This is a genomic window from Peribacillus sp. TH16 (assembly GCF_016651095.1).
GTDB classification, from domain to species: Bacteria; Bacillota; Bacilli; order Bacillales; family DSM-1321; genus Peribacillus; species Peribacillus butanolivorans.
Map to the genome: position 1 here is coordinate 1,579,089 of NZ_JAEKEM010000002.1, position 13,919 is coordinate 1,593,007.

Genomic DNA, 13,919 nt, shown 5'->3' on the forward strand with positions numbered 1-13,919 from the left:
TGCATCATACTAAGGATAATAATGGTATATAATGAAGAAAAAAGGAGAAATCCTATGGCTGATACTATCGCTCAGTTACTCCCCATACTTTTTATGCTATTGTTTGCAGTAATCTTAATATTTTTAGTAATTAACCTGTCCCAGCATTTTAATCGTTCTAAACGGATCGAAGAAAAATTGGATAAATTACTTAAGGAAATAGCCAACAGAAAAGGGGATTAAAAATTTTTTCTTTTCAGAGGAAAAATAAAAAGACTCCAGAATCGGAGTCTTTTTTTATAAGCGTTCAATTATTTTTGAACGTTAGCTGCTTGTGGTCCACGAGCGCCTTGCTCGATTTCGAAAGAAACTTCTTGGCCTTCTTCAAGAGTTTTGAAGCCTTCGCCTTGGATAGCTGAGAAATGTACGAATACATCGTCTTGGCCTTCAACTTCGATGAAACCGAAACCTTTTTCTGCGTTAAACCATTTTACTTTACCTTGTACCATGATAGTTCCTCCTGTGTTTGGAAAAATCCATTTTATTACTATTTTTGGTTCTGGATAATGTTTCAAGAGGAATCCTATAACGGTAAATCCATCTATCAAACTTATTCCGAACAAAAATAATTACTTATATTATATCATGGAAAATCAAAAAAAAACAAGATTATCGCTGTAATTCCAACGACAAATTATCCTAAAATTCTACATTTTTCTCTTCTTGCTTTGGCGGAAACCTTCGTCCAGTAAATAGCGCTCTGCCTCAATCGGGCTCTCGAAACACTCCTCCAAATTCGATCCAGAGTATACGTTCCAGAGTTGATCTTCTCTTACAAGCGAAAGCTCCTGCTTTTCAAGTCCAATCCATGTTCCTTCCAACCTAGCGAACTCGTTTACTTCTTCTTCTTCGATTTCAATCGGAGGTTCGGATAGATAAGCTATGCTTTTTTGAATCAAATCTTTTAATTCCTCTTCAGTATAGTCACGTATATTGATAAATCCTTTACGGTCAGTTTCTTTCTTTCTCATATGCCCTGCGTATACGAATCCATTTCCATTTGGATGCAGGTGCTGAACGACGATCTTTTTCTCTTGGACACTTTCTAGATAGTGGAAATTCACACGGCCCAGTGAAACATCTTTCCTCTGTAATTCAGGAAAAGTTTCAATAATGCTCAATTTTTCTTCAAATGTTAACAAATTTCTTCCTCATTTCATTAGTTCATATTGTTTGTCGATTATAACATAGACTGATTAGAAACAATAATCTTCCTCGTCATCATCTATTATAATGTAACTAAAGGATGTGATTATTTGATAAAAAAAATTCAAGTCCTAGACTCTAATTATGGACAACAGCTTTTTATGCTTCAGAAAAAAGCCTATCAGATAGAAGCAGAAGAAACACTGCTGAATCATCTTGGGAAAAACTATCCGTTTCTACCGGTAAAATGAACCTGCCTGCAAGAAAACTGTACGAAAAAAACGGCTTCACGCATACAAAAGATGTAGAAGCCGCACCTCATTTTTTTATTAGCCTATATGAAAAAAATCATTCATTTAATGTACGTCACGACAAAGAGCATGATGAATGAAATAGCAATGATTACACCGACCCATAGCCAGGCTAATGTCATATTCCCGGAGTCCATGGCGATATAAATAGCGGTAGGAATTGTCTGTGTCTGTCCGGGAATATTTCCGGCAAACATAAGCGTCGCCCCGAATTCACCCAAAGCCCGTGCAGAACTCAATATGGCACCTGTGACGATTGATTTAACCGCCAATGGAAGGGATACTAGCAGAAACAACCTCCACTCGCCTGCCCCATCAACTCTTGCTGCATTCTCGATTTCTTCATCTATACCTTCAAAACCTGTTTTAGCGGATTGGTACATAAGTGGAAAAGCGACAACGGTAGATGCAATAACCGCTGCCCACCATGTGAACATTAAGGGCTGATTAAAAACCCTTTCAATGAATTCACCCAGCTTTCCGTTTTTCCCAAAAATCACAATCAATAAAAAGCCGACGACAGAAGGAGGCAAAACAAGTGGTAATAAAAATGCGGTTTCCAATAGGATTTTTCCTCTGAATTGCTTTTTAGCCATTATTCGTGCAAGGAAAATTCCTAAAATAAAAACAATGATACCTGCGAGTCCCGCTACCTGGATCGATAGTCTGACTGGTGACCAAAAATCTGCTGTCATGATACTATCCACACATCCTTAGAAAAAACGAGCGTATCTTGGACTGTGTTCGTTACTTGCATTGAATCGAACGATTCCATCACATATTGCCCGGCTTTAACAATTTTTGGTGTGTTGCTCGCAGCTGTCTTCGCTGCTTTCGACTTATTATCTTCATCCTTATGTAATGCCATTATGGTTTTATTGCCTATAAAATCAATGCAGTCGTTAATGATCCAATCATTCACTATGCAATTAAATGGAGATTCATCCGCTGAATTAAACAAATTAACCGGTGTAACATTGAAAATTTGCTGCTGTTGCCGCACTAAAGAATCAAAATTATACGGCAGCGTACTATCATTGTTTTCTTTATTAAAGGCAGATTGCATTTCATTTTCTCCCTTTCTTTTCAAAATAACTTTTAAGTTTATTTTTCTTGACATATTGCTGACACAAAGAAACGTTAAAGTAAGAGTATCACAAAAACAAAAATAATTTCATTCCATAAACTTTTAACACTTTGAAGGAGTCGATTTTAAATGGTAACAATTTATACTACTCCAAGCAGTTTAGCCTGTCGTAAAGCAAAAGCTTGGCTTAAGAAAAACGAAATTTCCTACAATGAACGTAATTTATATTCACAACCTCTTTCTATAGAAGAAATTAAAGAGATTTTACGTAAAACAGAAGGCGGTACAGATGAAATCATCTCAACCCGTTCTAAAAAATTCAATAGCTTAAATATCGATATAAATAATACACCACTTAATGATCTTTGTAAGCTTATTCAAGATAACCCGGATTTACTTCGCCGACCAATCATTTTCGACCATAAGAACTTGCATGCCGGTTATAACGAAGAAGAAATGGGGCGCTTCCTTCCTAGAAAAGTACGTCATATTCAATTATGGCGTGCAATCAGCCAATTGGCTTAATCAACCATCCTACATTCAGTTGCATAATAAGAGGGTTGTCCATTAAAGCGGACAACCCTTTTTTCTATATCTAATTTGATTTCTCTACAATAATTGTAAACGTCGTCCCTTGTTCATTACTTTCTTTCAGCACAAGATCTCCCTTTTGCGCTTTGGCAAGCATCTTGCTGAATGGCAGCCCTAAACCTAAACCACGTATCTTCAGCTTTTTGTTTTCACCTCGATAAAATGGTTCGAACACATACTGTTGTTCATGTACAGGAATTAAAATAACTTTTAAGTTTATTTTCTTGACATATTGCTGACACAAAGAAACGTTAAAGTAAGAGTATAACAAATACAAAAATAATTCATTCCATAAACTTTAACACTTTGAAGGAGTCGATTTTAAATGGTAACAATTTATACTACTCCAAGCAGTTTAGCCTGTCGTAAAGCAAAAGCTTGGCTTAAGAAAAACGAAATTCCCTACAATGAACGTAATTTATATTCACAACCGCTTTCTATAGAAGAAATTAAAGAGGTTTTACGTAAAACAGAAGGCGGTACAGATGAAATCATCTCAACCCGTTCTAAAAAATTCAGTAGCTTAAATATCGATATAAATAATACACCATTAAATGATCTTTGTAAGCTTATTCAAGATAACCCGGATTTACTTCGCCGACCAATTATTTTTGACCATAAGAATTTACATGCCGGTTATAACGAAGAAGAAATGGGACGCTTCCTTCCTAGAAATGTACGTCATGTTCAATTATGGCGCGCAATCAGCCAACTGGATTATCAACCATCCCACATCGGTGCTTAATTAGAGGGTTGTCCATTAAAGCGGACAACCCTTTTTTTATATCTGATTTGCTTTCTCTACAATAATTGTAAACGTCGTCCCTTGTTCATTACTTTCTTTCAGCACAAGATCTCCCTTTTGCGCTTTGGCAAGCATCTTGCTGAATGGCAGTCCTAATCCTAAACCACGTATCTTCAGCTTTTTGTCTTCACCTCGATAAAACGGTTCGAATACATACTGTTGTTCATGTACAGGAATTCCTCGGCCACTGTCCTGCACATCAATACATATCCTATTGTCTTCCTTCTCATAAAGATTAATCTCTAGTTTCCCTATGCCATCAAGTGAATGCCTGGCATTATTTAAAAGGTTAATGACAATTTGCTGCATCCGCAAGGAATCAATTTGGCCAAAAATAGGTTCTTCAGGAACCTTTATGTCCAGATTAAACTCTTGATCATCCTGGGTGACTTGCCAACGATAGGCGATTTCCTGGATGAATGTATTAATATTTTCTTTTTGCACTCGAATTTTAAAGGCACCTGCCGAAATAGCATTATAATTAAGCAAATCCTCTATCATTCCTTGCAAGCGTTGTGTTTCCTTTAAGGAAATATCCAAGAATTCCTTACTTTGCTCTCCGGTAACAACATCATCCTTAACTGCTTGGATTAGTCCGCTAATGGAAGTAACCGGCGTTTTCAAATCATGGGTGACACCGGCAAGCAATTCCGCCCTTAATTTTTCCATGACCTTTAAACGATTGGTCATTTCCTTAAATGACTCTATTAGTTCATAAATTTCTTCTTCCCTTATTTCCTCTTCCTCTTTGAAATGGATGTCATAGTTGCCCTCACGAACCTGAACAGCAGCGTTAGCGACGTCTTGGATTGGCCTCGAAATCTGTCTCGAAAGTAGATAAATGACTCCTGTGCCCAGCACGAGGAGGCCTCCAATCATGATTGCCAACAAGCCATGGTCCTGGTTGATTTCTTTTAATGCCCCTTCTTCCTGGGCAATGACTACCCACCCCTTAGTCTCATCATTAAAGGTAATAGGAGATTTGACGACATATACTTTGTTGTCCGAAATTTTGACCTTCTGAATTAATTCAGCATTTTTCATAATAACGTTAGGAAGCTTATTTTCATCTGCATCGATATATAATTGAGGCATCGTATAAATGATGCTGCCATCGGGATCGACGATATAGATAATCGGCTGCTGGTTCAAGTGAAGGATTTTTTCCCTTTCCTCAACGATTTCCGAAAGGATAGGCCCAACGACAATCTGGCCATTTGCCTTTATCGCACGGTCAGATGTTTCATCAGCTAAGTACTTAAGGAGGCTTAACCTATATTCTAATGCGGTTTTTTCCATCCACCACAATGAAAAAATAGATAATAATACCAATCCCGAAATCAGGGTCAATACGTATCTCTTCGTCCAATAGCGCTGCAAAGTGGTTCTTTTTCTAGTTTTCATAGACACTAAATTGATACCCCAATCCACGCAATGTTTTAATTTCCCCTTCACAAGAAGGCCATGAATCGATTGCCTTTCTTATTCGTTTGATCGCCAGGTCCACGGCGCGGTCACTTCCATCATAATCCATGCCCCATACTTGATCGAGTAGCTGCTCTCTAGTAAAAATCTGATTCGGATGCTTAGCGAAAAAAATGAGCAGCGACAAATCACGAGGCGTCAAGTTTATCTCTTCCCCTTTTAATTTCACCATATAGGATTGATCATCAATGGATAAACTACCAAACTGATGTATATGATTTTCTTCACCAACAATCGTCGAGGATCTTCTTAAAACGGCATGTACCCTGGCCACGACTTCATCGGCAACAAAAGGTTTAGAGATATAATCATCTGCGCCTGACTTAAATCCAGATAATCGGTAATCAACATCGTTCAGCGCAGTCAACATAATAACCGGGCACATATCGTTCTCCCGAATTTCCTTCAAGATGTCCCAACCTTCCTTACCAGGTAGCATTACATCAAGTAGCACAAGGTCTGGGTTCGTTTCTTCAAAAATAGGAACAGCCTTTAGCCCATCATATACTTGGACTACATCAAAACCCTCACGCTCTAAATATGCTTTCAATACCATAGAAATGGCAATTTCATCTTCAACGACAAGAATTTTCTTCATTAAGGGATTCCTCCTTCCTGAATTATAGTGGAATCATTTTGCATTCGCCAACCATTCAAGTCAGCAAGGCATTTTTTCTCCATCATACCCTTTTAATGTGTCAGGATTATGTTCGCAGTAAAATTCGCGGATGCTTTTTCTACATAGTATTTCTATTACCTCTGCTCCTCTTCCTTTTTTTTAAACGTTCTCTCTAGTCTAACACTGAGAAATAAAATTGTTGCTTGTGCTTTCTGAGGATTTCCCTTTTACTAACACCTTAAAGAGGTTGGCTCTGACACTTGAGCCAACCTCTTTTCAATTACATGTCTCGTGGGGATTTGGACAGCCCACTTCCTGTCTTTCCACTTGAATTGTACTGTGTTCAATACCAAATTGATCATGAAGAAGCTTTTGCGCTTCTGCTAAAACTGTATCGTGATTGCCGTTTTCATCAATAACAGCATGACAGCTCATCGTCAAAAACCCAGATGTAATCGTCCAGATATGGAGATCATGGACATCGGACACATGCGGCAATTCTTTCAATGAAGTTTTCACTTCTTCCATATCTACTTGATCGGGTGTCCCCTCCATCAAGATATGGAAAGAATCCCTCACTACTCTAAAGCCGCTGATAATAATTAAAATCGCTACAACAACACTTGCAATCGGGTCTGCGATTCCCCAATCGAAGAAATAAATCAAGAGTGCTGCCGCAATTGCACCCACTGAACCAAGCATATCGCCAATTACATGTAAAAAGGCACTCCGTACATTCAAGTTATCGTCTTTATCTCCGCTCATTAAAATCCATGCTGCAATGATATTCACCAGTAAGCCAATGATTGAAATCATTAACATTCCTAGACTTTGCACCTCAGGAGGATTCACAAACCTTCTAATCGCCTCGATGAAAATAAATACTGATATAACAATCAAGGTCAAACCATTCAAACATGCAGCAATGATTTCAAATCGCTTATATCCATAAGATTTAGTCTGTGTTGCTTTTTTTTCACCCAATCTTATCGCTGTATAGCTTAGGCCTAGTGCAGCCGCATCACTTAGCATATGACCTGCATCTGACAATAAAGCCAGACTATTTGTCATAAATCCTCCTATTACTTCGACGACCATAAATGTGGAAATCAGTAAAAAAGATGCCAACAAAGCTTTTTTATTTTCAGAATGATGATGGTGATGTCCATGATCATGAGAGTGACCATGCTGATGTCCCATGCTATCCCTCCTCTCGGATTTAAAGCTTATATATAGTATGGGATAAATTCAGAATGGTTTCAAATGATTCACTTTCTCATTTTCTGCTGTACAATTATGGAGATAGTGCATGAAAAAATCCGAGAGATTATTTGATTTCGAAATGCAGTTGGTCTTCGCCATTTTAAAGCTAAAATAAACGTTGCAAACTAAATTCCTTCAGCGTGTTCCGCCCCGTCATCCTTCCTCTTGCATTGTATCATCTACAATGGCTAGAAGGTCCTTATTAAACAGTTCATTATTACAGACAAGACTGTGTTGTTCTATCTCTTCTTGTCCCTGAAGATTTATATCTCGTACTTTTTCTTTCATAGCCTTACCTCCAAAAGAATCATGTTTTGCCTATTATCGTATCCCCATGCATGTACCTTTATGCTGAATATCCTCCCATTTTTTATAATTTATTAACGTCCTAAACTCTCTGATTCCCATGGAAAGCACGTATAATGAATTCATGTTCAGGAACTTGTAAGTTCTTATACGATAATAAAAACAATGAGTTATCATATGTGACTTTTTCAAGATTCACCTGAATACCGCTGTCTTCAATCGAAACAATGGCATAAGGTGCAACTGGTTCACTATTACATCCGAGTGAACCTGGGTTTAAGTATATAGTTTGGTCATTTCTAAAATGATGTATGGGATGATGATGTCCAAATCCAATTAAATGGTGAAACTGATTCTTAAATAGTCTTTCTAAGTTATTAAGATTCGGTTCAACGATTTTACTAAATGGATTTTGACTTATGTGTTCATCTAGTTTCTTCGGTTCCATATGATAATGAGTGAAGAAAAAGGAGTAATTGTTAATCATATGTTGTATGGTGCGAGGCAATTTTTCCAGTTTGGATATAAAAGTTTGATTCATTCTTTCCGCTATCCATTCATGATGCTCTTTGACATGAATGTGACCATCTGGATGCGGTTCCCCTTTAATGATGGCCAGGACTGCTTCATCATGATTTCCGGTTATCATTGATAAATCATTTCTTGAAAATAAAAGATCCAGGACTTCATTTGTATCAGGACCTATCCCAACCATATCTCCTAAACAATAGATATGATCAATCTCATCCCTTTCATCAATAACCCTAAGAACGGCTTTTAACGCTGAAGCATTACCATGTACATCCGTTATAATGGCAACTTTCATGACTAAGTTCAGCTCCCTTCTTTTAAAATCTACATGGTATATTATAACATTTTAAACGCCATCAAAAAAATATTCGGGCTTATTCCTTTCATACGCCAACGCCTATTTTCAATGAATAAGCAAACACTTCGGCCTAGAATACATAGTATGAAGTATTCCCAGTAAAGATGTTTTACTAGGTATGTAATTCATAATATGTATGAGGAGGAACAATTAAATGGGTGGACACAGAAATGAATGTTGTGACGATGGTGGCGGTTTCGATAACGGATTTGCATTACTGATTGTGTTATTTATCCTGTTAATCATCATTGGCTGCAGTTGGGGATTCGGTGGATTCTGATAATAAATAATAATAAAAAGGCGCCTGCTTACGGCGCCTTTTTTGTTATTGATTTACTTTTTGTTTCCATGTCTTCATAATGAACCAGTTGACAATCAGTGCAATTCCGCCTTGATTTTCCCCTGTGATATCAATACGTCGTTTATAGGAATCTTCTCCCCTTTACTTCTAGTTACTCGAGACATCAACCACTAGCAATGATGGTATCCATCCGCTAGATTTCTATGGCTTTACATTTGAGTAAAGGTCATGGAAAGACTATTCAACTTGTCCTCCATTTGTTTTTTCGCATCATTCATCATCCCATCAAGTAATTCCTTAACCGTGGGAATATCATCAATCAATCCTGCCACCTGTCCGCTGTTCATAAAACCATTTTTAACATCTCCGTGTATTGCACCATTAATATGATGTTCCTCTGATGTCATTTCACGATAATCCACAGGTGACAGACCTTTTTTCTCCAAATCTAAAACTTTCACTGTGTATGGGTCCTTCAATACTCTTCTAACCTGACCAACGGATCGTCCCAATATGCACGTGTCATTATCAATTGCTTTGAGTAGTTTCTGTTTATATGATGGATGAAACGGTGCTTCCTTTGTAGCAATCAATCTGGTTCCTAACTGGACGCCTGAAGCTCCAAGCATTAATGCAGCAGCTAACCCCTGTCCATTGCCAATTCCTCCTGCAGCAAAAACCGGTACCGTAACATTCTTGCTAATTTGCGGGATAAGTGTAAATGTTGTTAATTCTAGATTAGAGTTAATTCCGGCAGCTTCAAACCCCTCCGCAACTAATACATCTGCCCCTGCGGCTTGCGCTTTTTGAGCATGTTTGACCGACGCAACAATAGCAATCACTTTTATATTCTTTTTATGTAAAAGTGGTATGAAAGGAGCAGGATTTCCTGCCGATAAAGATACTATAGGTATATCATGCTTAAAAACAAGATTGATTAACTCATCTGTATATGGACTAACATTTATCGGGATGTTCAACGCAAAAGTGTTATTAGTTTTTTCTTTTGTTTCAAGAATAATAGTTTCTACCTGTTCAGGATTCATTGTACCGCACCCTATTGTGCCTAGACCCCCAGCATTAGACACAGCAGCCGCAAGACTTGCGTTGCTAATATTCCCCATACCGCCTTGTATTATTGGATATTTTATAGAAAAAAACTCACAAATATGTTTCACTTTTAACCCTCCCTATCTATTTAATGTTATACTATATTTAATAGAAAAACAATTCTGACTTTTCACAAGGAGCGATAATATGATTATTCCATACAACAATAAAAAGCCTTCATTTGACGAAACTGTTTTTGTAGCGCCTAGTGCTCATTTAATTGGTGATATTACGATTGGGAAAGAATCTACTATTTGGTTTAACTCTGTACTGCGTGGCGATGAAGATTCAATTACCATAGGAGAAAAGTGCAGTATTCAAGATAACTCCACCATTCATTTATTTGAAGGTTGTCCTGTTGTTATTGAAGACGAAGTAACAGTCGGTCATAACGTTATTTTACATGGCTGTAAAGTGGGTAGACGTTCTATTATCGGTATGGGATCTACAATTTTGGATAATGTCGAAATTGGCGAAGAATGTATTATTGGGGCAAATACATTGATTGCCGCTGGTAAAAGTATACCTCCACGTTCGCTTGTTATCGGTTCTCCAGGGAAAGTGGTTCGCAAATTGAATGATAAAGATCTAGAATTAATTCAACTTTCCATTGATACATATGTACAAAAAGGAAAGGATTTTAAAGAAATTCTTGATTAATTGTATGCGCTGCCACATTCTCTGAGATTTCTCCATTTACTTTAAAGACTATATTACAAAAAAGAGCTGCAGTAAGTTGTCATTAGTGACTTTTGAACTGCACCCCAATTGTTAGACAACATCTAACAATTGGAGGTGCAGTTTTTTTGACTAAATATACGATAGACGAAAAATTACATGCAGTTTTAGAGTACTTGGAAGGGAAAAAATCCTATAAATCCATCGCACAAGAAAGAAATGTAGGTTTATCCCCTCTGAAGTGATGGGTCGCTCGCTATCTAGAACATGGGATGGAAGGAATTGCTTCATCCTATACAAATTACACTCTGCCCTTTAAACTAGAGGTACTTAATTATATGAACGAATATGGGGCATCGATCAGCGAGACCGCTGTACACTATAATCTTCCTTCCGATTCTACACTTTTGAAATGGTCAAATCAGTTGAAGGAAGGAGGTATAGACGCCCTTAAACCAAAGAAAAAGGGGCGTCTATCCATGAAAAAAGAAACCAAAAAAACATCACCAGCTAAAGGCTCTCAAGAAGCACTTCTTGCCGAATTAGAATACTTACGTGCAGAGAATGCCTATCTAAAAAAGTTGAATGCCTTAGTTCAAGAAAAGGAAGCCCTACAAAGAAAGACAAAGCGAAAGTAGTCCATGAACTAAGGAAACAATTTGATTTAAATCTGCTTCTATCCATTTCTAACATGGCACGGAGTACATACTATTATTGGGTAAACGCCTTCGGGCGTGAGGATAAATACACAGAAATGAAATCCCTTATCGAAGAGATTTTCCATGCGCATAAAGGGCGCTATGGGTATCGGCGTATCACCCTAGAATTACGTAACAGAGGTGCTCGCATCAATCATAAAACAGTTCTCCGATTGATGAATGAACTAGGATTGAAGTCTTTAGTTCGCATGAAGAAATACCGTTCGTACAAAGGGAAAATCGGCAAGATTGCACCCAACATTCTAGCACGTGATTTCAAGGCAACAAACTCAAATGAAAAATGGGTGACAGACGTCACAGAATTCCATCTAGCTGGGGAGAAACTATACTTATCGGCCATTCTTGATCTGTTTAATGGAGAAATCATCGCCTATAATGTCGAATCTCGGCCTGTTTATCCCCTCGTTTCCAAAATGCTGGAGAAAGCCTTTGACCGCTTGGAATCGAAAGATTCACCCATTCTTCATTCAGATCAGGGCTGGCATTACCAGATGAAACAATATTCGCATGATTTGAAAAGACATAACATTACACAAAGCATGTCCCGTAAAGGAAATTTTCTCGATAATGCGGTCATAGAAAACTTCTTTGGCCTATTAAAATCAGAGTTACTTTATCTTCAAGAATTTGAAAGCATGGAGCATTTCAAACAAGAATTAGAAGAATATATCCATTACTACAATCATCAACGAATCAAGGTAAAATTAAAAGGCATGAGCCCGGTAGAATTCCGGGTTCATGCCCTCAAGGCTGCCTAATTAAATAAAGTGTCTAACTTTTTGGGTTCACTTCATTTCTGCAGCTCTTTTTCACTTAATAATAAGAGGATGATCCTTTGCATCATAGGTTTCATCTTTCCTACATAAATCATTGTTTTCCTGAAATACGCTTTCAAAGAAACGGCTTGCTGGTTCAGCCAAGACTTGATAGTACTGACTAAATAATAATGCTGCATGATTACCGTTCCACTTTGAAGGCAAAAGTTCTTTAGGAAGACCCGGATCGATAAATAAAAACTTACGATACTCATGAACTAAATTTGTTCGTTCTACAAAGCAATCCGCATCTGACATTTCTCCTCTGCTAATGATGCTTTGATGAACGATGAATTGTTTACTGTATTTCTCAATGAAATCTTCATATTTACTTTCAATCTCTGCTAATGGCCAGCTTTTCTCGACAAGCGACTGATTTTCCTGTGGACCCTTATATTCTGAAATGAAAAAATCCACATATTCACCGATGTCATATTTCTCGATTAAAAGATTTATTTCTTTCTCCAAATTATTAGGTGAAATCCAGCAACCGTTAGAAAAACTGCCAAATCCGCTCCATAATAATTCCTTACGAAGATCATCGCGTAATTGCCGTTTATCTTCAGGTATCGTATACATTAAAATACGCCATTTACCGTCCCATTCATTTGGTTTCATCTTATAAATACGATTTGCCGCTTCTTCCATTCGCTTCACGCCGCGATCAGTCAAAAAGTAATAACTTTTATTTCCTTGCTTTTCGGACTGAATCCAACCTTGCTTTACCATTCGCGAAACGGCTACACGTACACCCTGCTCATTATGACCGAATTCTTTTAATAAACGTATTAAACTACCTATCCAGATTTTACTTCCATAATTACGGATATAGTCTCCGTATATCGTAAAAATCATGGATTGTGTATTTGTACCTATATTTCTCACCTCATCCATTAAGCATTATTACCGATTTCACACGGAACACATAATTATTATTATATCTTTTTAAAATGAAACCGCAATATCATTTACCTGTAAATTGTGTTTTTCTCCGTTCGCTAAATGCTTGGAGAGCTTCCAATCTGTCTTCAGTTGGAATCGTTAATTCATATGCTTTTCCCTCGATGGCCATCCCTGTTTGTAAGTCTGTATTCATCCCTTGAGTGATAGCATACTTTGCTTGTTTGACTGCGACCGGCCCGTTCTTCATAATATCTGCTGCAAATTCTTCACAAACAGATATCAGGAGGTTACGCGGCACCACTTTCAAAAGAATCCCTAATTCATAAGCCTCTTCTGCTGTCAATTTTTTAGCAGTGAAAATTAATTCCTTCGCTTTCATTTCACCAATTAATCTCGGCAAACGCTGTGTACCACCTGCTCCAGGGATAATTGCCCAACTTGTTTCAGTAAGTCCCAACGATACACCTTCGGATGCAATGGCAAAGTCACACGACAGCAACCATTCAAACCCTCCCCCCAATGCATATCCATTTACGGCAGCTATAGTTGGCTGAGGAAGACCTGCGATACTATTAAATACATCGCGAATTGCTTTAACGTTTCTTCGTACTTCTGCTTCATTTAAAGTCTTTCTTTCTTTTAGATCCGCTCCTGCACTGAATGCTTTTTCTCCTGCACCTGTGAAAATAACGACGCGGATATCACCGTCTGCATATACCTTATTTATGACTTCCTGCAACTCAATAAGGGTCACATAGTCAAAACAATTCAATACGTCTGGACGATTCACTGTAATATAGCCGATATGATTTTCCACTTTATAAATAACATTAGACATACGTTCTCTCCCCC

The 13,919-nt window shown here is 37.7% G+C and carries 19 protein-coding genes and 1 pseudogene; 7 read left to right on the top strand and 13 right to left on the bottom strand.

All coding sequences use genetic code 11. The features are described from left to right. Positions 1 to 54 precede the first annotated feature (54 nt). Entirely contained in the window at positions 55 to 222 is a 168-nt protein-coding gene (locus tag JFV29_RS07600; protein WP_201182196.1) for a hypothetical protein, read from the top strand. A gap of 68 nt (positions 223 to 290) precedes the next feature. Here the strand turns inward: JFV29_RS07600 and JFV29_RS07605 are convergent, their stop codons facing one another. After that, a complete protein-coding gene (locus JFV29_RS07605) occupies positions 291 to 488 on the bottom strand; it encodes a cold-shock protein (protein WP_028393295.1) in 198 nt (65 codons plus the stop codon). Positions 489 to 686: 198 nt separating this feature from the next. Further along, on the bottom strand, positions 687 to 1,181 hold the full coding sequence (locus JFV29_RS07610; RefSeq protein ID WP_201182198.1) for a hypothetical protein: 495 nt from the start codon (positions 1,179 to 1,181) through the stop codon (positions 687 to 689). Positions 1,182 to 1,295: 114 nt separating this feature from the next. Here JFV29_RS07610 and JFV29_RS07615 point away from each other — a divergent pair, with 114 nt between their 5' ends. Continuing rightward, entirely contained in the window at positions 1,296 to 1,436 is a 141-nt protein-coding gene (locus JFV29_RS07615) for a hypothetical protein (RefSeq protein WP_201182200.1), read from the top strand. A 101-nt stretch (positions 1,437 to 1,537) separates the two neighbouring features. Here the strand turns inward: JFV29_RS07615 and modB are convergent, their stop codons facing one another. Both modB and JFV29_RS07625 read right to left on the bottom strand, forming a co-directional pair. Continuing rightward, positions 1,538 to 2,191: a molybdate ABC transporter permease subunit gene (modB, locus tag JFV29_RS07620; protein WP_201182208.1), complete on the bottom strand. Its 654-nt coding sequence runs from the start codon at positions 2,189 to 2,191 to the stop codon at positions 1,538 to 1,540. Further along, on the bottom strand, positions 2,188 to 2,562 hold the full coding sequence (locus JFV29_RS07625) for a hypothetical protein (RefSeq protein WP_201182210.1): 375 nt from the start codon (positions 2,560 to 2,562) through the stop codon (positions 2,188 to 2,190). The genes modB and JFV29_RS07625 overlap by 4 nt, the downstream gene beginning before the upstream one ends. A 150-nt stretch (positions 2,563 to 2,712) precedes the next feature. On the opposite strand from JFV29_RS07625, the gene spx (JFV29_RS07630) reads away from it, so the two are divergent. Continuing rightward, positions 2,713 to 3,108: a transcriptional regulator Spx gene (spx, locus tag JFV29_RS07630; protein ID WP_201182212.1), complete on the top strand. Its 396-nt coding sequence runs from the start codon at positions 2,713 to 2,715 to the stop codon at positions 3,106 to 3,108. Positions 3,109 to 3,178: 70 nt separating this feature from the next. Here spx (JFV29_RS07630) and JFV29_RS07635 read toward each other — a convergent pair whose 3' ends face one another. After that, the gene (locus JFV29_RS07635; RefSeq protein WP_201182214.1) at positions 3,179 to 3,451 is read right to left on the bottom strand and encodes an ATP-binding protein; all 273 of its coding nucleotides are present in this window, start codon (positions 3,449 to 3,451) and stop codon (positions 3,179 to 3,181) included. Between the two features lie 48 nt (positions 3,452 to 3,499). On the opposite strand from JFV29_RS07635, the gene spx (JFV29_RS07640) reads away from it, so the two are divergent. Beyond that, positions 3,500 to 3,919 (top strand): transcriptional regulator Spx, encoded by a 420-nt coding sequence (gene spx / locus JFV29_RS07640; protein ID WP_201182216.1) that lies wholly within the window; start codon positions 3,500 to 3,502, stop codon positions 3,917 to 3,919. 36 nt (positions 3,920 to 3,955) lie between these two features. Here the strand turns inward: spx (JFV29_RS07640) and JFV29_RS07645 are convergent, their stop codons facing one another. The 5 genes from JFV29_RS07645 to JFV29_RS07660 form a co-directional block, all read right to left on the bottom strand. Next, positions 3,956 to 5,383 carry a HAMP domain-containing sensor histidine kinase gene (locus JFV29_RS07645; protein WP_207198776.1) on the bottom strand — a complete coding sequence of 476 codons (1,428 nt, stop codon included), beginning with the start codon at positions 5,381 to 5,383 and terminating at the stop codon, positions 3,956 to 3,958. Beyond that, positions 5,373 to 6,062: a response regulator transcription factor gene (locus JFV29_RS07650; protein ID WP_201182220.1), complete on the bottom strand. Its 690-nt coding sequence runs from the start codon at positions 6,060 to 6,062 to the stop codon at positions 5,373 to 5,375. The genes JFV29_RS07645 and JFV29_RS07650 overlap by 11 nt, the downstream gene beginning before the upstream one ends. A gap of 297 nt (positions 6,063 to 6,359) precedes the next feature. Next, complete coding sequence (locus JFV29_RS07655) at positions 6,360 to 7,283, bottom strand: cation diffusion facilitator family transporter (protein ID WP_201182222.1); 924 nt, start codon at positions 7,281 to 7,283, stop codon at positions 6,360 to 6,362. A gap of 216 nt (positions 7,284 to 7,499) precedes the next feature. Then, positions 7,500 to 7,634: a hypothetical protein gene (locus JFV29_RS30925; protein ID WP_274606912.1), complete on the bottom strand. Its 135-nt coding sequence runs from the start codon at positions 7,632 to 7,634 to the stop codon at positions 7,500 to 7,502. Positions 7,635 to 7,734: 100 nt separating this feature from the next. After that, positions 7,735 to 8,478 (bottom strand): metallophosphoesterase family protein, encoded by a 744-nt coding sequence (locus JFV29_RS07660; protein ID WP_056531147.1) that lies wholly within the window; start codon positions 8,476 to 8,478, stop codon positions 7,735 to 7,737. A 217-nt stretch (positions 8,479 to 8,695) separates the two neighbouring features. Between JFV29_RS07660 and JFV29_RS07665 the strand changes: the two genes are divergently transcribed. After that, on the top strand, positions 8,696 to 8,821 hold the full coding sequence (locus JFV29_RS07665) for a YjcZ family sporulation protein (protein WP_201182224.1): 126 nt from the start codon (positions 8,696 to 8,698) through the stop codon (positions 8,819 to 8,821). Between the two features lie 230 nt (positions 8,822 to 9,051). On the opposite strand, the gene JFV29_RS07670 is transcribed toward JFV29_RS07665, so the two are convergent. After that, entirely contained in the window at positions 9,052 to 10,020 is a 969-nt protein-coding gene (locus JFV29_RS07670) for an NAD(P)H-dependent flavin oxidoreductase (protein WP_201182226.1), read from the bottom strand. 79 nt (positions 10,021 to 10,099) lie between these two features. On the opposite strand from JFV29_RS07670, the gene JFV29_RS07675 reads away from it, so the two are divergent. Together JFV29_RS07675 and JFV29_RS07680 are read left to right on the top strand one after the other, a co-directional pair. Further along, on the top strand, positions 10,100 to 10,612 hold the full coding sequence (locus JFV29_RS07675; RefSeq protein ID WP_201182228.1) for a gamma carbonic anhydrase family protein: 513 nt from the start codon (positions 10,100 to 10,102) through the stop codon (positions 10,610 to 10,612). A 146-nt stretch (positions 10,613 to 10,758) separates the two neighbouring features. Continuing rightward, positions 10,759 to 12,107: pseudogene (locus tag JFV29_RS07680) on the top strand (IS3 family transposase). 51 nt (positions 12,108 to 12,158) lie between these two features. Here the strand turns inward: JFV29_RS07680 and paaX are convergent. Both paaX and JFV29_RS07690 read right to left on the bottom strand, forming a co-directional pair. Continuing rightward, positions 12,159 to 13,040, bottom strand: coding sequence for a phenylacetic acid degradation operon negative regulatory protein PaaX (gene paaX / locus JFV29_RS07685; RefSeq protein WP_201183443.1), 882 nt, complete (start codon positions 13,038 to 13,040; stop codon positions 12,159 to 12,161). Positions 13,041 to 13,128: 88 nt separating this feature from the next. Next, positions 13,129 to 13,905 carry an enoyl-CoA hydratase-related protein gene (locus JFV29_RS07690; protein ID WP_201182230.1) on the bottom strand — a complete coding sequence of 259 codons (777 nt, stop codon included), beginning with the start codon at positions 13,903 to 13,905 and terminating at the stop codon, positions 13,129 to 13,131. Positions 13,906 to 13,919: the final 14 nt, after the last annotated feature.